Below are 19,435 nucleotides of genomic sequence, written 5' to 3' on the forward strand. Positions count from 1 at the left end.
GATGGCCTCAGCGGTTGGCGTCGGAGTGAGTCATGGCGGTGTAGAACAGCCAGGACACCAACAGGATGATCAGGAAGTACACCAGCGAAAACGCGGCGGCCGGCCCCAGGTCGAACTGCCCGATCGCCATCTGCGTCAGGGTCTGGCTGAGGAAGGTCGTCGCGTTGCCAGGCCCGCCACCGGTGAGCACGAACGGCTCGGTGTAGATCATGAAACTGTCCATGAAGCGCAGCATCACGGCGATCAGCAACACACTCTTGAGCTTGGGCAACTGGATGTGCCGGAACACCGCCCAGGCCGAGGCCCGGTCAATCCGCGCCGCCTGGTAGTACACGTCCGGAATCGCCCGCAGGCCAGAGAAGCACAGCAGCGCCACCAGCGACGTCCAGTGCCAGACGTCCATCACCAGCACGGTGACCCAGGCATCCATGGTGTTCGCCGCATAGTTGTAGTTGATGCCCATGGCCTTGAGGCTCGCCCCCAGCAGACCGATGTCGGCCCGGCCAAAGATCTGCCAGATGGTGCCGACCACGTTCCACGGGATCAGCAACGGAATCGCCAGGATGATCAGCACCACCGACGACCAGCGGCCCTTGGTCGGCATGGTCAGGGCGATCGCAATGCCCAGGGGGATTTCGATCAGCAGCACGCAGGCCGAATAGATGAACTGGCGCAGCAGCGAGTCGTGCAGGCGCGGGTCGAGCAGCACTTGTTTGTACCAGTCGGCGCCGACGAAGTAGCGGCTGGACTGGTCGAAGATGTCCTGTACCGAGTAGTTGACGACCGTCATCATCGGGATCACGGCACTGAACGCCACCAGCAGGAACACCGGCAGCACCAGCCACCAGGCTTTATTGTTCTGCACCTTGTTCATCGCTGCACCTCGTGGGCTTGCGCCTCCAGCAGGAACTCATCGGCATAGACCATCAACCACTGCGCCGGAAAGCTGATGTACGCCGTGCCTTGGGGCACCGGCTTGTCTTCCGCCAGACGCACTTTCAGCGGAGCCCCATCAAGGTTCAGGGTCATGATCTTGTAGGTGCCGAGGTCTTCCACGTGTACGACGTCTGCCCGCAACGCGTCATCAAAGGCTTCGTCCCACACATGGATGAACTCCGGACGAATGCCGACCTTCAGGGTTTTCCACTCCGATTCAGCAATGCGCTGCCGCATGACCTCGGACAACGGCAGATGGGTCGACGCGAAACCGACGCCACCCGGTTGCGGCTGCACGTCGATCAGGTTCATGCCCGGACTGCCAATGAAGTAGCCGACGAAGGTGTGGCTGGGTCGCTCGAACAGTTCCCTTGGCGTACCGAACTGCACGATCTGCCCGCCGTACATCACCGCAATTTTGTCGGCGAAGGTCGAGGCCTCCAGCTGATCGTGGGTGACGTAGACCATGGTGATGTTGAACTGCTCGTGAATCTGCTTGAGCTTGCGCCGCAGTTTCCACTTCAGGTGCGGGTCGATCACCGTCAGCGGCTCGTCGAAGAGAATCGCCGACACGTCGTCACGCACCAGCCCACGGCCCATGGAGACTTTCTGTTTCTCGTCGGCGGTGAGGTTGCGGGCTTTTTTGCTCAGCAGATTCTGCAGGTCGAGGACTTCGGCGATTTCCTGCACCTTGCTGTGAACTTTCGCCTCGGCCATGCCCTGATTGCGCAGCGGGAAGGCCAGATTGTCGAACACCGTCATGGTGTCGTAGACCACCGGGAACTGGAAAACCTGAGCGATGTTGCGCTTCTCCGGGGTCAGGTTGTTGACCGCTTTGCCATCGAACAGCACATGCCCCTGGGACGGACTGAGCAGCCCGGAGATGATATTGAGCAAGGTCGACTTGCCGCAGCCCGAGGGGCCAAGCAAGGCGTAGGCTCCGCCCTGCTCCCAGATGTGGTCCATCTCGCGAATCGCATAATCCTCCGGTCCGGTCGGGGTTTTGCTGTAGCTGTGGGCGAGGTTCTGCAAACGGATTTCGGCCATCAGGCAACCCTCGCGACACGCCGGCCCGGCGCCTGGACCAGCCGCCCCTGCGCATCGAACACAAACAGTTTATGGGTCGGGATGTAGATGCGAATCGGCGCATCGACGTCGTATTCGTGAACGCCGGGCAAGTGCAGTACCAGCAGGAAATGCTCGTTGCGCACGTGCAGGAAGGTTTCCGAGCCACTGATTTCCGCGACTTCGACGGTCACCGCCAGCTCGAGGTCGTCGTCGTTGCTCGGCACCAGCGAGATATGGCTGGGCCGCACGCCGAAGCGAAACTCGCCCTCGCCCACCGGACGCAGATCGACGTTCAGCGGGAAGTGCACGAAGTTGGCGAAGCTCACTTCATTGCCGGCAATGCGCCCCGGCATCAGGTTGATCGGCGGTTCGGAAAACAGCTCGGCCGCCAGCACTGACTGCGGCTGGTGATAGACCGAGGACGACTGCCCGCTCTGAATCACCCGGCCTTCATGAAGAATCGTCGTGGTGCCGCCCAGGGCCAACGCTTCGTTGGGCTCGGTGGTGGCGTAAATGGCGATGGTGTGGCGCGCCTTGAACAGCTCGCGCATTTCCTGGCGCAGCTCTTCGCGCAACTTGTAGTCGAGGTTGACCAACGGTTCGTCGAACAGGATCAGCTCCGCGTCCTTGACCAACGCCCGGGCCATGGCCGTGCGCTGTTGCTGACCACCGGAGAGTTCGAGAGGATGCCGCTGGAGGAACTTCTCGATGCGCAGCATCTTCGCGGTTTCCAGCACTTTGCTCTGGATCTGTTCGTTGGACATCCCGGCCTGTCGCAACGGCGAGGCGATGTTCTCGAACACCGTCATGGTCGGGTAGTTGATGAACTGCTGATACACCATCGACACGTTGCGTAACCGCACAGGCCGCTGGGTGACATCGACGCCATTCATCAGGATGCGACCGCTGTCAGGCTTATCCAGACCGGCCATCAGGCGCATGAGACTGGTTTTGCCGGACAAGGTACGCCCAAGCAAAACGTTGAACGATCCGGGTTCGAAACTCAGGTTGGCATCGTCGATCCAGGTCTGGCCCTCGACGGTGCGGCTGACGTGCTCCAGGGTGAGTGACATGGCTCGGCCTTTTTATTTTTTTGAGTCAAGCGACCGGAGCACTACAGCGACATTCGTGCCAGAAAATTCAAGTTATTGATTCAGTTTGGAAATCCTGAAAAAGGAAGAAAAATGGCGTTCGTTGCTGAACACAAATGAACAATTTGAAATGAACAACTGAACAGTCGAGCGATTGACAATGAACAATAGTGAACAACACTCTACGGACTGTTCACGGCCACCTGTAGGAGCCGGCTTGCTGGCGATGGCGTCATCGAAATCGCCATCGCCAGCAAGCCGGCTCCTACAAAGGCGTGGCGCGCCAGAACCATCACGTGTGAGATTCAACGTGATGTGCAAAACCCATAAAAACAATAAAAGCTTGCCCAGAGATCGACTGCCATGGCCGCACCCGCCTCGCCGCTCTCCCACGACGCCATCATCCAGGACTCCTGGTCACGTTGCCGCACGTTCGGCCTCAGTCACCAGAGCACGCCGGCATTCGACCAATTGCCGGCCGTGGACATTGCGCAACTGCTGGAGAGCCAGCATTCCCTGGTGCAGACCACCCATCAGGAAGTGCTGCCGTACTACGAGAACATCCTCAGCAACTCCAATTGCCTGATCATGCTCGCCGACAATCAGGGCCAGGTGCTGACGTCATGGGGGACCCAGCGTTTCATTGAACCGAGCCTGACCCGCGGGTTCAGCGCCGGCGCCAGCTGGATGGAACGTTGCAGCGGGACCAACGCCATTGGCACTGCGCTGGCCTGCGAGCAGGCGGTGCACATTGAGCATGACGAACACTTCCTCAAGGCCAACCGTTTCATGACCGGTTCCGCCGCGCCAATTTTCGATGCCGAACGCAAAGTCATTGCGGTGCTGGATGTGTCCAGCGACAGCTATCTGCCGCCCTCTCATACCTTGGGCATGGTCAAGATGATGAGCCAGACCGTGGAAAACCGGCTGATCCTCAACCTGTTCCACGGTCAGCATTTTCAACTGACGTTCAACACTGGGCTGAACAACCTCGACAGCCAGTGGGCCGGGTTGTTGATTTTCGATGAGAGCGGACAGGTTTTGTCGGCCAACCGCCGCGCCGATAATTTGCTTGGCGTTCGACTCTCGCGGATCAGCGTCGAAAGCCTGTTCAAGGTTTCGCTGCTGGAACTGCTCAATCAACCCGAAGGCCTGCCCTTCTCTCTACAAGCTTCCGGGCGCAACCGCTTTCAGTGCCTGTTGAAAAGGCCGCAACAAGTGCCGGTGCAGCCGCGAGTGTTTGCTGAACCCGTGGCGGCGCCTGCTGCGATCAGCCTGAACACCCTGCATTTTGGCGACAGCCGCGTGGAAAAAGCCGTGCGCCAGGCCGAGCGCTTGCTGGAAAAAGACATTCCGTTGCTGATCCATGGGGAAACCGGGGTCGGCAAGGAAGTTTTCGTCAAAGCGCTGCATCAAGCCAGCTCTCGCAGCAAACAGGCGTTTATTGCGGTGAACTGTGCCGCGATCCCCGCCGAACTGGTCGAATCTGAACTGTTCGGCTACGAGAGAGGCGCATTCACTGGGGCCAATCAGAAAGGCAGCATCGGGCTGATTCGCAAGGCTGACAAAGGCACGTTGTTCCTTGATGAAATCGGCGACATGCCGCTGCCGACCCAGGCCCGCCTGCTGCGAGTATTGCAGGAGCGTTGCGTGCAACCGGTGGGCAGCAGCGAGTTGTTCCCGGTGGACCTGCGCATCATTTCCGCAACCAACCGTTCGTTGCGCGAACAGGTGCAGTTGGGGCGGTTTCGTGAGGATTTGTACTACCGCATCGGCGGCCTGACCCTGGAATTGCCGCCCTTGAGAGAACGCAGTGATAAAGAGGCGCTGTTCAAACGCCTGTGGGAACAACACCGCGAGCCGAGCCAATGGGCCGGGTTGAGTCACGAAGTGCTGGAACTGTTCAGCCGTCACCCGTGGCCAGGCAATTTACGTCAGGTCAGCAGCGTGATTCAGGTAGCCCTGGCCATGGCCGAGGAACAACCGATACGGCCGGAGCATTTGCCGGATGATTTCTTTGTTGATCTGGAGATGGAGCCGGTCGAGACGGCGGAACCGATTGCCGTGGATTTGAATGATGTGGAGGATTTGAATCGGCAGTTGCAGGCGGCTGGGGGGAATATTTCGTATCTGGCCAGGCGGCTTGGGGTGAGCCGTAACACCCTTTACAAGCGATTGCGCCAGACGGAATGATGGGTTGCCCAGACGGGCCCTATCGCTGGCAAGCCAGCTCCTACAGTGCCCGAGGTGTACGTAAATTTGGCGAACGGCGCGACCTTGTAGGAGCTGGATTGCCAGCGATGGGGCCCGCCCTGTCAGAGCAGAATGGCTGCGGGGGGAATATTTCGTATCTGGCCAGGCGGTTGGGGGTTAGTCGCAATACCCTCTACAAACGGCTGCGCCAGACGGAATGATGGGTTGCCCGGACGGGCCCTATCGCTGGCAAGCCAGCTCCTACAGTGCCAGAGGTGTACGTAAATTTGGCGAACGGCGCGACCTTGTAGGAGCTGGCTTGCCAGCGATGACGCCCGCCCTGTCAGAGCAGAATGGCAGCGGGGGGAATATTTCGTATCTGGCCAGGCGGCTTGGGGTGAGCCGTAACACCCTTTACAAGCGATTGCGCCAGACGGAATGATGGGTTGCCCGGACGGGCCCTATCGCTGGCAAGCCAGCTCCTACAGTGCCCGAGGTGTACGTAAATTTGGCGAACGGCGCGACCTTGTAGGAGCTGGCTTGCCAGCGATGGGGCCCGCCCTGTCAGAGCAGAATTAGCGAGCAGCCCCTAAAAACAAAAACCCGCACAAGGCGGGTTTTGTTTGTAGCGACTACAGCAATCAGTCAGCCAGACGCCAGGTCGTGCCGCCCTTGCCGTCTTCCAGCACCACGCCCATGGCGGTGAGCTGATCGCGGATGCGGTCGGATTCGGCCCAGTCTTTACCGGCACGTGCCGCCAGACGCGCAGCGATCAATGCCTCGACTTCGGCTGCATCGACGCGCCCTTCGGCACCGGCTTGCAGGAAGTCATCGGCTTCGAGTTGCAACACACCCAACACGCTGGCCAGTTCTTTCAAACGGGCTGCCAGACCGGCCGCTGCGTTGAGATCACTCTCGCGCAAACGGTTGATCTCGCGGACCATCTCGAACAGCACTGCGCAGGCTTCCGGCGTGCCGAAGTCGTCGTTCATCACCGTGGTGAAGCGCTGGACGAACGCTTCGCCGCCAGCAGGCGCGACAGTCGGCAGGCCTTTCAACGCGTGGTAGAAACGCTCGAGTGCGCCCTTGGCGTCCTTGAGGTTGTCTTCCGAATAGTTGATGGCGCTGCGGTAGTGGCTCGACACCAGCAGGTAACGCACGACTTCCGGGTGGTACTTGTCGAGCACGTCGCGAATGGTGAAGAAGTTGTTCAAGGACTTGGACATCTTCTCGCCATTGATGCGAATCATGCCGCAATGCATCCACGCGTTGGCGTAGGTCTTGCCGGTGGCCGCTTCGCTCTGGGCGATTTCGTTTTCGTGGTGCGGGAACTCAAGGTCGCTGCCGCCGCCATGAATGTCGAAAGTCTCACCGAGGCAGCAGGTCGACATCACCGAGCATTCGATGTGCCAGCCTGGACGCCCGGCGCCCCACGGCGATTCCCAGCTCGGCTCGCCCGGTTTGGCGGCTTTCCACAGCACGAAGTCCAGCGGGTCCTGCTTGGACTCGTCGACTTCGATGCGCGCACCGATGCGCAGGTCTTCGATCTTCTTGCGCGACAGTTTGCCGTAGCCCATGAACTTGCCGACGCGGTAGTACACGTCGCCATTGCCCGGGGCGTAGGCGTAACCCTTGTCGATCAAGGTCTGGATCATCGCGTGCATGCCAGGGATGTGATCCGTGGCACGCGGTTCCATGTCCGGCTTCTTGATGTTCAGGCGCGCTTCGTCTTCGTGCATCGCCGCGATCATGCGCTCGGTCAACGCTTCGAACGATTCGCCGTTCTCGTTGGCCCGGTTGATGATCTTGTCGTCAATGTCGGTGATGTTGCGCACATAAGTCAGGTCGTAACCGCTGAAGCGCAACCAGCGTGTCACCAGGTCAAACGCAACCATGCTGCGGCCGTGGCCCAGGTGGCAGTAGTCGTACACGGTCATCCCGCAGACGTACATGCGCACGTTGTTGCCATCCAAAGGCTTGAAGACTTCTTTGCTCTTGGTGAGCGTGTTGTAAATGGTTAGCACGTTAACTTCCTTGAATCACTGGCCCCACGAATCACGCAAGGTCACGGTACGGTTGAATACCGGCTGACCTGGTTTCGAGTCCTTGATATCCGCGACGAAGTAACCTTCGCGCTCGAACTGGAAACGGTCTTCCGGCTGTGCGTTGCCCAGCGAAGGCTCCGCACGACAACCGGTGAGTACCTGCAGCGAATCAGGGTTGATGTTGTCCAGGAAACTGGCGCTGTCTTCGGCCTTCTCAGGGTTGGCCGAACGGAACAGACGATCGTACAGACGCACTTCGCACTCGACGCTGGCCGCGGCCGGCACCCAGTGCACCACGCCTTTGACCTTGCGGCCTTCAGGGTTCTTGCCCAGGGTTTCCGGGTCGTACGAGCAACGCAGTTCGACGATGTTGCCATCGGCGTCCTTGATCGCTTCGTCGGCACGGATCACGTAGCTGCCACGCAGACGCACTTCACCGGCCGGTTCCAGGCGCTTGTAGCCCTTCGGCGGCTCTTCCATGAAGTCTTCACGGTCGATGTAGATTTCGCGAGCGAACGGCAGGACGCGCACGCCCATGTCTTCTTTCGGGTGGCATGGCAGTTCGAGGTTCTCGACCTGGCCTTCCGGGTAGTTGGTGATCACGACTTTCAGCGGTCGCAACACGCACATGGCACGCGGCGCGCTCTGGTCGAGGTCGTCGCGGATGCTGAATTCGAGCATGCCGAAGTCCACCACGCCGTCGGAACGGTTGGTGCCGATCATTTCGCAGAAGTTGCGGATCGATTTCGGCGTGTAGCCACGGCGACGGAAGCCCGACAGCGTGGACATGCGCGGGTCGTCCCAACCATGCACGTGCTTCTCATCGACCAGTTGCTTGAGCTTGCGCTTGCTGGTGATGGTGTAGTTCAGGTTCAGACGGCTGAATTCGTACTGGCGCGGGTTGGCCGGCACAGGCAAGTGCTCGAGGAACCACTCGTACAGCGGACGGTGGCTTTCGAACTCCAGGGTGCAGATCGAGTGGGTGATGCCTTCGATGGCGTCCGACTGACCATGGGTGAAGTCGTAGTTCGGGTAGATGCACCACTTGTCGCCGGTCTGGTGGTGATGCGCATGGCGAATGCGATACATGATCGGGTCGCGCAGGTTCATGTTCGGCGAGGCCATGTCGATCTTGGCGCGCAGTACGCGGGCGCCGTCCTTGAACTCGCCGGCCTTCATGCGGGCGAACCAGTCCAGGTTTTCTTCCACGGAGCGATCACGGAACGGGCTGTTCTTGCCTGGCTCGGTCAAGCTGCCACGGTATTCCTTGGCTTGCTCCGGGGTCAGGTCGTCGACGTAGGCATTGCCGGATTTGATCAGCTCAACGGCCCAGTCGTGCAACTGGTCGAAATACTGCGAGGCGTAGCGCACTTCGCCGGACCATTCGAAGCCCAGCCATTTGACGTCGCTTTCGATCGCGTCGATGTATTCCTGGTCTTCCTTGGCCGGGTTGGTGTCGTCGAAACGCAGGTGCGTGACGCCGCCGAACTCCTGGGCCAGGCCGAAGTTCACGCAGATCGACTTGGCGTGGCCGATGTGCAGGTAGCCGTTGGGTTCAGGCGGGAAACGGGTAACGATCTGCGTGTGCTTGCCCGAGTCCAGGTCTGCCTGGATGATCGGCCGCAGGAAGTTGACCGGCACGGCAGGGCCGGTCTTGGCATTCGAGGTAGGGTCGACAGTGGGCTTACTCATAGGATCCTTGAACGTACAAGTGCGTGGCCGTAATGAAGGCCGGACAAAACAAAGCCGCTATCATAGCCGATGCCGTCAAGTGCCTGACAGAGCGCACCCTGTAAACCGTCGTATTTAATAGGCTCTAAATGAAAAAACAGCCTCGAAATTCGCGCCCGGCACGCTAAACTGCGCACCTTGGCCAAGACAGGCTGAACCGGTGGCGGAACGTGAGGTTCCAACACCACGAATTCCTTTAATACGCTTCAACTCAAAAGAGTCCCGATCATGACCCAAGTCAAACTGACGACCAACCATGGCGACATCGTCCTCGAACTGAACGCCGACAAAGCCCCGATCACCGTGGCCAACTTCATCGAGTACGTTAAGGCCGGTCACTACGAAAACACCGTTTTCCACCGTGTCATCGGTAACTTCATGATCCAGGGCGGCGGTTTCGAGCCAGGCATGAAAGAAAAGAAAGACAAGCGTCCAAGCATCCAGAACGAAGCTGACAACGGCCTCTCCAACGACAAGTACACCGTCGCCATGGCCCGCACCATGGAGCCGCATTCGGCTTCCGCGCAGTTCTTCATCAACGTTGCAGACAACAGCTTCCTCAACCACAGCGGCAAGAACACTCAGGGTTGGGGCTACGCGGTATTCGGTAAAGTGACCGCCGGCACCGACGTTGTCGACAAGATCAAAGGCGTGGCCACCACTTCCAAGTCCGGCCACCAGGACGTACCAGCAGACGACGTGATCATCGAGAAAGCCGAGATCATTGAGTGATATTGCTGATTTCAGATTTACATCTGGAAGAGGAGCGCCCGGACATAACCCGGGCGTTTCTGGATTTGCTCGCCGGACGCGCCCGCTCGGCGAGTGCGTTGTACATTCTGGGCGACTTTTTCGAGGCGTGGATTGGCGACGACGCCATGACCCCTTTCCAGCGTTCCATCTGCCAGGCCCTGCGCGAGTTGAGCGACAGCGGCACGGCCATTTTTCTGATGCACGGCAATCGTGACTTCATGCTCGGCAAGGCTTTCTGCAAACAGGCCGGCTGTACATTGTTGAAGGACCCGAGTGTCGTGCAGTTCAACGGCGAGCCGGTGCTATTGATGCACGGCGACAGCCTTTGCACCCGCGACGTCGGCTATATGAAGCTGCGGCGTTACCTGCGCAACCCGATCACGCTGTTCATCCTGCGCCATTTGCCCTTGAGTACCCGCCATAAACTGGGCCGTAAGCTGCGCAGTGAAAGCCGTGCGCAAACACGGATGAAGGCCAATGACATCGTCGATGTCACGCCCGAGGAGATTCCGCGGATCATGCAGGAATACGGCGTGAAAACCCTGATCCACGGCCACACCCACCGCCCCGCCATCCACAAGTTGCAACTGGGCGAACAAGCGGCACGGCGCATTGTGCTGGGGGATTGGGACCGTCAAGGCTGGGCATTGCAGGTGGATGACAGCGGGTTTGCGCTGGCACCGTTCGATTTCACCCCGCCGCCGCAATTGCAGGCTCCATCGATCTGACTGCCACACACAAAAACCTGTGGGAGCCGGCTCGCTCCCACATTTTATTGACCGTGTTCTGATCCGCTTCGCGGCCCAGCGGGAGCAAGCGCCCTCGCCACAGCACGGATACGGCTTAGAAATCCCGCTTGTAAAAGATGTCCAGCGAACTGGCCACACCGCTGGCGACTTCGAGGTAGACCTTTTTGCTCAGCTTGTAGCGCAGGCCGATGGTGTTGGCCGGTTCGAACACGCCGACGCCATAACGCAGGCTGAGCTTCTCCGAGATGTTGCCGCTAGCCACCACGCTGGTGGCGTTGCCGCTGCCCTCGGTGTCGAGCTGGAAGTCCTCGATCCCCAGGTTCTTGGCCAGCCCACCGGTCACCCCGGAGCTGCCCATCAGGCCCAACCCGAGTGCGGCCTGTGCCAGCATGTTGTTGTCTTCACCGTTGGTACTTAACGGACGTCCGAGCACCAGATAGGACAATGCCTGCTCCTGGCTCATGGCCGGTTCGGAGAAAATCTGCGTGGTCGGTTGCTCGGCGCTGCCGCTCAGACGAATACCGGCGATCACGTCGTCGGTCTGGCGAATCGCTTCGATGTCCAGATACGGCTGGTCGATCGGTCCGGCAAACAGCAACCGCGCCCGGCGCACCGAAAGCCGCTGCCCATAGGCGCGATAACGACCGTCGTTGAGCCACAACTCACCCCGGGTGTCCATGTTGTCGCCGATGTGCACATGCCCTTGCACATTGGCGGTCAGGCCGAACCCGGCGAAGCTCAACTTCTCGTCACCGACCAGCACTTCGATGTCCATTTTCATCGCCAGCGGCGGATTGCCCTCTTCGGTCTGCTGACCGACGATCACCGTGTCATCAGAGACTTTGACCGTCGAAGGCGGCAACTCGCGAATGGTGATGTCACCCTTGGGCACCAGCACTTTGCCGGCGATGGCCAACTCGTCACCCTTCATCGATATTTTCAGGTCCGGCGCCACTTCCAGCTTGGCGTAAGGCTCGACCGTCACGGGCAACTGCGAGCCCTTGAGCGCCAGGTCCACCACCAGCGCCTGACCCCAGGCGATGTTGCCGTTCAAGGTCCCCTGCCCGCTCTTGCCGCTTTTCCAGCCGCCGTTCAGTTGCACGTTTTCGCCAGCGATGAGCGCTTGCAGGTTGAGGTTTTTGAGTTCCATCGGCAACTCGGGGCCGGAGACTTCGCCATCACTGAGCTGCAAGCTGCCATTGACCTGCGGCGCCAACAGACCACCGGAGATCGTACCGCTGCCATTCAAACGCCCCGTCAGTTTCTCGACCATGGGCACAAACGGTCGCGCCACCGACAGGTCCAGCCCATTCAAGCGGAATGAGCCCGACACTGGTTTGTTCTTGAGCAACGGATTGATCTGCGCCTGGAGCATCAGCTCGCCGAGCTTGGCACCGGCGAAATTGAGGTCGGTGTCGATGCGTTTAGGCGTGAGCTTGCTGGTGAGTTTCAGGGTCTGGTACGGGAAATCGATCCACTGGTCTTTTTCCTTGATGCGCAACGTGCCACCGCTGGCGTCGACGCTGATCAGGCCATTCGGGCCGCTGGCCGGCAAGTCCAGTTGCAGGTCGGCATTGAGCCGACCCTGCCAGGCGAAATCCTTGGGCAGCCATTGGGCGAGGCTGTCGATGGGGAATTGCTTGAGGTGATAACGCAGTTTCGGCTCCGGCATCAGACGCGAATCTTCACCGCACAGGCTCGCCTGGCCGGACGCCCAGCAATGGGCGCCAAAGTTGATTTTACCGTCCGCCAGGCGTTCGAGTTTCGCCGGACCTTGCAGCTTCCAGTCTTGCCCACCAGCCTGAATCTCACCACTCGCCAGCCGCCCGCGCCAGTCGCCTTTGTCCAGCGCACCGTCCAGCCCCAGGGCCAGTTTCAGCGTCGGCCCTTGCAGGTCGAGGGCGAGTTTCTGATGCTTGATGTCGCCCTGACCGCTGGCCGTCAATGTCCCGAATGACGTGTCACCGGCCTGGATGCCGCTGCCCTTGAGGTCGATTTTCGCCCGTTGCGCACTGTCGAGGGTGGCGTCGAGGTTCAGGCTTTGCAGGCGATTGTCCTGGAACACCAATTGCGTGCCTTGCAGCCCGAGCTTGCCCTGTGGCGCTTTGAGCGTACCGGCGACATCCACGCGGCCATTGATCTGGCCGCGCAGTTCGGGCCAGAGTTGAGCCAAACGCGTCAGTTTGATATCGATCTGCCCGGCGAGCTTCTGTTGCAGGCTGCCCTTGCCGGTGATGCTGTTATCGCCGAGGCGGATTTGCAGCGCGTTGAGGTTCCATTGCTCGCCAACGCCATCGGCCTTGGCCTGGATCACCGCCGGCTGGCCACGCAATTTACCTTTCAGGTCCAGGTCGGCGTTGAGGCTGAGCGTTTCATTTTTCATCTCGCCTTTACTGCGCAACGGCCCCGCCAACGTGCCCGGCAACTCCGCGACCCAGTACGCCGGGTTGATGGCCGACAGGTCCAGTGCGGTGTCCCAGGCGATGCCATCGGCGAATTGCAGGTTCAGATGGCCTTCGGCCTTGCCCTGCCCGGCCTGGAGTTGAATCTGTTGCAGGTAGATTTTGCTCAGGTCGCCGGCAAACGGGCTCGCCAACGTGAAGGCACCCGCCGGGCCATCTGCAGCGGCCTCAAAATGACCGAGGTACTTGCCGTCGGTGTAGGACACCTCACCGTTGAAGCGGCGCAACGCCACTTCCGGCTCATCGATCAGCGGATACAACCGGTGCCACGGGAAGTCCAGCCAGTCGAATTTAGCTTCGGCGCTCAGGGCTTTGCTCCAATCCAGTTGCCCGGTGAGCTTGAGGCTTTGTTTGTCGTTGGCGATCAGGTCCAGCGCGGCGATTTGTGCGCCGTTGGCGTCGACTTTGCCTTGCAGCGCCAGTGCGACCGGGCCTTTCTCTGCCGGCAAACTCGCCTTGCCTTGTAGCGCGTAACCGTTTTTCAGGTCGCCAGCGCCGGTCAGTTCCAGTTGATTGAGTTGCAGGGTATCTGGCAGATCGGCACTCGGCTTGAAGCCATCGGCGGTGATGCGCACTTTGGCCGGCAGGTTTTCCACCAGCGGTTGCAGTTCACCGGTCAGTTGCCCATTGAGATAGCCGCTGCTGTCGGCTTTCAGGTTCAAGGTTTTCAGCAGGTCGCCATCGACCTTGAGCGCCAGTGCCCACGGCTCGGTGCCCGGTGAAGGCAGGGTCAGTTTGCCCTCAACCTTGAGCGGCCAGTTGCCCGTCGGTTGCAACAGGCCGGACAGGTTCAGGCTCAGTTCATCGCGCTGCAATTTCACTGAGTCGATCTGCAAGCCGTTGACCGTCCAGTGCGCCGCCAGTTGCAAACCCTTGAGTTCTTCGCTGCCGTTGAACAGCAGGCTGCCGACCTGAATGTCTCCCAGTTCGAGCGCCACCGGCAGATTCAAATCCGGAAGACTGATGGGCCCGCTACTTTTTTCTTCGACACCGGGAGGAAATTGCAGGCTGACCTGATCGGCCTTCAACTGCTCGATACACAACGTCATGCGCGTCAGGCACAAGGGCGACCAGGCAAAAATGACCTTGCTCAGTTCAACCCGGCTGCTGTCCTGCTGCCACAGCACGCGATCGGCGCTCCACTGTCCGCCCAACCGGCCCTGAAAATTGTCCAGGGTCAAACCCGGTACGAAACCCAATGCCCAGCGGCTGCCCGTTGCTGTGCCCAATACCGTGGCCAGCGTCAAAACCACCAACATCAACAATGCCGGAATCGCCAGCAGCGTTACTTTCAAGCCACGATTCACAGCTCAGGCCCCATGGAAAAGTGCAATCGAATACCGCCATCGTCGTCCAGTGCATGGGCCAGGTCGAGGCGGATCGGCCCCACCGGTGACACCCAGCGCACGCCGATACCGACCCCGGTCTTGAGGTTCGGCAATTCAAGCGTATTAAAAGAGTTGCCCTGGTCAACGAACGTCGCGACCCGCCACTTTTCGGCGACCGAGTATTGATACTCCGCGCTCGCGGCAACCATGTAACGGCCGCCGATGCGGTCGCCCTCGTTGTTTTCCGGCGACAGGCTTTGATAATCGTAACCGCGCACGCTCTGATCGCCACCAGCGAAGAAACGCAGCGAGGGCGGTATGGACTTGTAGCCATTGGTGGCACTGCCACCGACCTGCACCCGCCCGAGGAAACGGTGCTTATCGAACACAGTAGTCAGGCCTTTGACCAGCGCGGTGCCGTAAAGCAGGTTGTTGTCGGAGCCCAGCCCTTCTTTCGCCACTTTGGACTCGAATTGCAGGCGATAGCCATTGTGCGGGTCAATGCGGTTGTCACTTTTCAGGTAGGAATAGCTCACGCCAGGCATCAGCAACGTACTCGACCCAGCGTCGTCACCCAGTGAGTAATCCTCACGCTGCCATTTCAACGACACCACGCGCTTCCAGCCACTGGGCAATTTGCTGTGCCATTCCGGGCCGATACTCAGCAGCTCGCTGTGGGTGTCGGTGCCGGCGATGTCTTCGTTCTGGTAACCACCGGCAAACCGCAGTTTGTCGGTCAGGGGCGGATCCAGCGGAATGTCATAGAACAGGCCGACGTTTTGCCGGGGCGCCGAGACTTCGGTTTCCCAGCCATAACTGTGTCCTTGCGGATTGACCCAGTGCCGGGTCCAGTTAGCCTTGACCCGCGGCCCGACGTCGGTGGAGTAACCGAGGCCGAGGCCCATCGTCCGGGGCTTGCGGGTATCCAGTTCGACCTCCACCGGGATGACATTGTCTTTGGACGCCGCAGGCGCTGCGTCCACGCGCACACTTTCGAAGTAGCCGCTCGATTGCAGGTTCTGATTGAGTTCGGCGATCAATTCCGAGTCGTACGGTTCACCGGCCTTGAACGGCACCATGCGTTGCAGCAAGCCTTCGTCGAACGGCGAGTCGCCCTTGAATCCGACGTTGCCAAAGGCATAGCGCGGGCCGCTGTCGTAGATCAGTTCGATATCGGCGACACCGGCACGCGGGTCCACCGACAATTTTGAGCGCGTGAAATGACCGCTGAAGAAGCCGTAACGCGACGCCTGGTTCTGGATCAACCGTTTGGCGTCTTCGTAATGCCCGTGATTGAGCACCGCGCCAGTTTTGAGGGCATCACTATTGGGAACACGAAAGGATTTGAGGGAGGCAGCAGGACCGTCGATGCGCACCGTGACGTTGCGCAAGTGCACCGGTTCACCCGGGTCGATGGTCAGTATCAGGCGCGGCTTGTCGCCGTCCTTCACGTCACTGTCAATCTGCGGCTGGTAATAGCCCAAGGCCTGGGCGGCCTTGCGCGCCTGTTCCTCGGCGCCACGACTGAAGCGCTGCAAGGCTTCTTCGTCACGATCACCGAGGCTGCCGATATAGCCCTCTATATTGGCCTTCAGTTCATCGTTGGACGGTTTGATCCGCACATCCAACTCACTTTGCGCCAGCGCCGTGCAGCTGGAAATCAGCATTAGCACGCCACTGGTAATTTTTCCTGGAAACTTCATAGGCGCGAATGCTATCACGAGCTTGAGAGCGCGATAGAGCCTTCAGCGCGCAAAAAGTTCGCTGTCTAGCCGGTTGCTGCCTGTAACACCTGCGGATTGGGATGAAAAAATACGTGCTCGCGGATAGGCCCTATCGCGACCTCGCCAATTTCTTCATAACCCTGGCGCTTGTAAAAATCCAGATAGCGAGGGTTGCCGGTATCGAGGATCACACCCTGAGAGCTCTCATCCACCGCGCACCAGTTATGCACGGCTTGCAACAGTTGTTCGCCGAAATGTTTGCCCTGAAACTGCGGATGCACGCCCAGCAATGGCAGGACATGCACCGAGTCGTTCGGCACGCACGCCGCCACAGCATCGTGATACTCAAGGTAGCGCCGAGTGCAGCGAAAACCGGTACTGAGCACCATGCGCAGACGCCAGGCCCAGCTTTCAGTGATACCCAGGCGTCGTTGTGGCGGGGCGATCAGGGCGATGCCGATCAAGCGATCGTTGACCAACAGGCCGATGGCCGGCAGATCCTGAAGAAAATGCTGCGTGACCAGTTCGCGCACGGTGGCGCGGACCCGCTGTTCATAACCGGGACGTTCGGCTTCGAACAGGTAGGCGAATGTCGGTTCATGCCGGTAAGCCTGATACAACAAAGAGCGCGCTTCGCGGGCATAGCCGCTGTCGAGCATGTGAATATCAGCGATGGCGGTCGAGGTTTCGGGCATGACGGTCGTTCTCCCCGGCACAGCTCGAACGGCTGCGCTCTTGTTGTTACGAGCTCATTTGGGCGGACACAGTTCCTGGCGGATCGGAATTGAGTGTAGGCAATGAAATGGCCTTCGCGAGCAGGTTCGCTGCCAATACATTGCTGACAGACAAAGGCGAATCCCCTCACCCCAACACTGGCCCGATTCCTACATGTCAGCTAGCATCGCCCTTTTGCCAGGACTGCCGACCATGAAGATCGTCTCCTTCAACATCAACGGGCTGCGCGCCCGTCCCCATCAGCTGGCGGCGCTGATCGAAAAACATCAGCCCGACGTGATAGGGCTGCAGGAAACCAAGGTCCACGACGAACAGTTCCCGCTGGCCGAGGTTCAGGCATTGGGCTATCACGTGTATTTCCACGGGCAAAAGGGCCACTACGGTGTCGCCCTGCTCTCGCGCCAGGAGCCGCTGGCCCTGCACAAAGGTTTCGCCACCGATGAAGAAGACGCCCAACGGCGTTTCATCTGGGGCACTTTCGCCGACGCCAATGGCGTGCCGGTGACCATCATGAACGGCTATTTCCCACAGGGAGAAAGCCGCGACCATCCGACCAAATTCCCGGCCAAGCAGCGTTTCTACAACGACTTGCAGCACTTGCTGGAAAGCCAGTTCAAGAACGATCAACCGCTGGTGGTGATGGGCGACGTGAACATCTCCCCGGAAGACTGCGACATCGGCATCGGCCCGGACAACATGAAGCGCTGGCTGAAAACCGGCAAATGCAGCTTCCTGCCGGAAGAGCGCGAGTGGATGGCACGCCTGAAGAATTGGGGCCTGACTGACAGCTTCCGGCACCTGAACCCGGAAGTGGCGGATGTCTTCAGCTGGTTCGACTACCGCAGCCGTGGTTTTGAGGACGTGCCCAAGCGCGGGCTGCGTATCGACGTGATCCTCGCGTCCCACGGTCTGTTGCCACGGGTCAAAGCGGCCGGCGTCGACTACGAACTGCGCGGTATGGAAAAACCTTCGGATCATGCGCCGATCTGGCTCGAATTGAGCTAGAAAGCAAAAGATCGCCGCCTGCAAAATCCTGCAGGCTGCGATCTTTTGACTGTCATCTTTTAGCAACCTCACTGACTTAATCTCCCGACACCTCCTTTGCTATATAAGGTGCCGGCATGATGCTGCGCGTGCTGTTCCTGTTGACACTCAGCCTTGGCTTGCCGCCGTTGGTCTCGGCCGACAATTTGCCGACGCCCGAGCACGGCCCGGTGCTGCGCATTCAGGGCTCCAACACCATTGGCGCAGCGTTGGGGCCGGCGCTGGTCGAAGGGTTGCTGCGAGAACAAGGTCTGCGCAATGTTCATCGCGAGCCCGCAGACACGGCCAACGAACTACGTATCGTGGGTGAAACCGGGCAAGGCCGACCAGTCATCGTGGAGTTGGCGGCCCACGGCTCCAGCACCGGTTTTACCGCACTGAAAACCGGCACCGCCGATCTCGCCGCCTCGTCGCGTTCGATCAAGGACAGCGAACTGGCCAGCCTCGAACCCCTGGGCGATCTGAAAACTCCCACGGCCGAACAGGTCATCGCCATCGACGGCCTGGCGATCATCCTTCATCCGGACAATCCGCTGCATCAACTCGACACCACACAATTGGCTCGTATTTTCAGTGGCGACGCCAAAACCTGGGAAGAAGTCGGCGGACACGGTGGGACGATTCATCTGTATGCGCGGGATGATCAATCCGGTACGTACGACACGTTCAAGGATCTGGTCCTTGATGGCCGTGGGAAAACGCTGAGCAGCACCGCCAAACGCTTCGAATCCAGCGAACAACTGTCAGACGCTGTCAGCGCAGACCCGCAAGGCATCGGCTTTATCGGCCTGCCCTATGTGCGCCAGGCCAAAGCCGTCGCCATCATCGACGGCCAATCCCAAGCCATGCTGCCGCTCAATAGCCTGATCGCCACGGAAGACTATCCGCTGTCCCGTCGTTTGTTCTTTTACCTGCCGCCGACCGGGAAAAATCCCTGGGCCCAAGCGTTGGTGGACTACACCCAGAGCAGCAAAGGGCAAGCGATTGTCGCCGCCAACGGATTTATCGCCCAGACCGTCCAGGCCATGACCGTCACGCCGAATGCGCTGATGCCCGAGGGTTACCAGTCCCTCAGCCGTCATGCCCAGCGCCTGTCGGTGAACTTTCGCTTCGAAGAAGGCAGCGCCAGCCTGGACAACAAGGCGCGTCAGGACCTGACACGGGTGCTCGACTATATAAAGCAGCACGATAAAACGGCTGGGCAAGTGACACTGGTGGGGTTTGGTGATGCCAAGAGTGACCCGGCTCGCGCCGATCTGCTGTCGAAACTGCGGGCCATGGCGGTGCGGCGGGAGTTGGTGAAGGACGGCGTAGTGCTCCGCGAGATTCGCGGATTCGGCGCCGAAATGCCGGTGGCTGCCAACAGCAAGGATGAGGGGCGGATCAAGAATCGACGGGTTGAGGTTTGGGTGTATTGAATTGCAATGCGAACAAATGTGGCGAGGGGGATTGCCCCCGTTGGAACGCGAAGCGGGCCTGAACCCATCCACCGTGTTTAATCTGAAACTACTCGGTGGATGGTTCACGACTGCTTCGCAGCCGAACGGGGGCAAGCCCCCTCGCCACAAAAGCTCAT

General features: G+C 59.7%; 14 protein-coding genes and 1 pseudogene. 7 read left to right on the forward strand and 8 right to left on the reverse strand.

Annotation, left to right across the window (positions count from 1 at the left end; translation table 11 throughout):
• Window positions 1-7 precede the first annotated feature (7 nt).
• From CKW19_RS20450 to CKW19_RS20460, 3 genes are read right to left on the reverse strand one after another with little or no spacing between them, the layout of a single operon-like run.
• Window positions 8-874, reverse strand: a complete 867-nt coding sequence (locus tag CKW19_RS20450; protein ID WP_020801179.1) for a carbohydrate ABC transporter permease — start codon at window positions 872-874, stop codon at window positions 8-10.
• Window positions 871-1,983 (reverse strand): ABC transporter ATP-binding protein, encoded by a 1,113-nt coding sequence (locus CKW19_RS20455; protein ID WP_095059560.1) that lies wholly within the window; start codon window positions 1,981-1,983, stop codon window positions 871-873. Before CKW19_RS20455 ends, CKW19_RS20450 begins: the two co-directional genes overlap by 4 nt.
• Window positions 1,983-3,077: an ABC transporter ATP-binding protein gene (locus tag CKW19_RS20460; RefSeq protein ID WP_095059561.1), complete on the reverse strand. Its 1,095-nt coding sequence runs from the start codon at window positions 3,075-3,077 to the stop codon at window positions 1,983-1,985. The genes CKW19_RS20455 and CKW19_RS20460 overlap by 1 nt, the downstream gene beginning before the upstream one ends.
• Before the next feature lie 381 nt (window positions 3,078-3,458).
• Between CKW19_RS20460 and CKW19_RS20465 the strand changes: the two genes are divergently transcribed.
• From CKW19_RS20465 to CKW19_RS29605, 3 genes and pseudogenes are all read left to right on the forward strand, one after another.
• Window positions 3,459-5,288 (forward strand): sigma-54-dependent Fis family transcriptional regulator, encoded by a 1,830-nt coding sequence (locus CKW19_RS20465; RefSeq protein WP_095059562.1) that lies wholly within the window; start codon window positions 3,459-3,461, stop codon window positions 5,286-5,288.
• A gap of 140 nt (window positions 5,289-5,428) precedes the next feature.
• A pseudogene (locus CKW19_RS29600) lies at window positions 5,429-5,509 on the forward strand (helix-turn-helix domain-containing protein); the annotation flags it as partial.
• Between the two features lie 107 nt (window positions 5,510-5,616).
• Window positions 5,617-5,730: a helix-turn-helix domain-containing protein gene (locus CKW19_RS29605; RefSeq protein ID WP_371856354.1), complete on the forward strand. Its 114-nt coding sequence runs from the start codon at window positions 5,617-5,619 to the stop codon at window positions 5,728-5,730.
• 199 nt (window positions 5,731-5,929) lie between these two features.
• On the opposite strand, the gene cysS is transcribed toward CKW19_RS29605, so the two are convergent.
• Complete coding sequence (cysS, locus tag CKW19_RS20480; protein WP_095059565.1) at window positions 5,930-7,312, reverse strand: cysteine--tRNA ligase; 1,383 nt, start codon at window positions 7,310-7,312, stop codon at window positions 5,930-5,932.
• Between the two features lie 15 nt (window positions 7,313-7,327).
• Window positions 7,328-9,025 (reverse strand): glutamine--tRNA ligase/YqeY domain fusion protein, encoded by a 1,698-nt coding sequence (locus CKW19_RS20485; protein WP_095059566.1) that lies wholly within the window; start codon window positions 9,023-9,025, stop codon window positions 7,328-7,330.
• Between the two features lie 267 nt (window positions 9,026-9,292).
• Here CKW19_RS20485 and CKW19_RS20490 point away from each other — a divergent pair, with 267 nt between their 5' ends.
• On the forward strand, window positions 9,293-9,796 hold the full coding sequence (locus CKW19_RS20490; RefSeq protein ID WP_095059567.1) for a peptidylprolyl isomerase: 504 nt from the start codon (window positions 9,293-9,295) through the stop codon (window positions 9,794-9,796).
• Window positions 9,793-10,545, forward strand: coding sequence for a UDP-2,3-diacylglucosamine diphosphatase (gene lpxH, locus CKW19_RS20495; protein WP_095059568.1), 753 nt, complete (start codon window positions 9,793-9,795; stop codon window positions 10,543-10,545). The genes CKW19_RS20490 and lpxH overlap by 4 nt, the downstream gene beginning before the upstream one ends.
• A gap of 115 nt (window positions 10,546-10,660) precedes the next feature.
• Here the strand turns inward: lpxH and CKW19_RS20500 are convergent, their stop codons facing one another.
• From CKW19_RS20500 to CKW19_RS20510, 3 genes are all read right to left on the reverse strand, one after another.
• Complete coding sequence (locus tag CKW19_RS20500) at window positions 10,661-14,335, reverse strand: translocation/assembly module TamB domain-containing protein (RefSeq protein WP_095059569.1); 3,675 nt, start codon at window positions 14,333-14,335, stop codon at window positions 10,661-10,663.
• Window positions 14,332-16,059: an autotransporter assembly complex family protein gene (locus CKW19_RS20505; RefSeq protein ID WP_095059570.1), complete on the reverse strand. Its 1,728-nt coding sequence runs from the start codon at window positions 16,057-16,059 to the stop codon at window positions 14,332-14,334. The genes CKW19_RS20500 and CKW19_RS20505 overlap by 4 nt, the downstream gene beginning before the upstream one ends.
• Before the next feature lie 65 nt (window positions 16,060-16,124).
• Window positions 16,125-16,775 carry an N-acetyltransferase gene (locus CKW19_RS20510; protein WP_095059571.1) on the reverse strand — a complete coding sequence of 217 codons (651 nt, stop codon included), beginning with the start codon at window positions 16,773-16,775 and terminating at the stop codon, window positions 16,125-16,127.
• 232 nt (window positions 16,776-17,007) lie between these two features.
• Between CKW19_RS20510 and xthA the strand changes: the two genes are divergently transcribed.
• Together xthA and CKW19_RS20520 are read left to right on the forward strand one after the other, a co-directional pair.
• Complete coding sequence (gene xthA, locus CKW19_RS20515) at window positions 17,008-17,820, forward strand: exodeoxyribonuclease III (protein ID WP_095059572.1); 813 nt, start codon at window positions 17,008-17,010, stop codon at window positions 17,818-17,820.
• Between the two features lie 116 nt (window positions 17,821-17,936).
• The gene (locus CKW19_RS20520) at window positions 17,937-19,277 is read left to right on the forward strand and encodes a substrate-binding domain-containing protein (protein ID WP_095059573.1); all 1,341 of its coding nucleotides are present in this window, start codon (window positions 17,937-17,939) and stop codon (window positions 19,275-19,277) included.
• Window positions 19,278-19,435: the final 158 nt, after the last annotated feature.

Source organism: Pseudomonas sp. Irchel s3f7, from assembly GCF_900187615.1.
Classification (GTDB): Bacteria; Pseudomonadota; Gammaproteobacteria; order Pseudomonadales; family Pseudomonadaceae; genus Aquipseudomonas.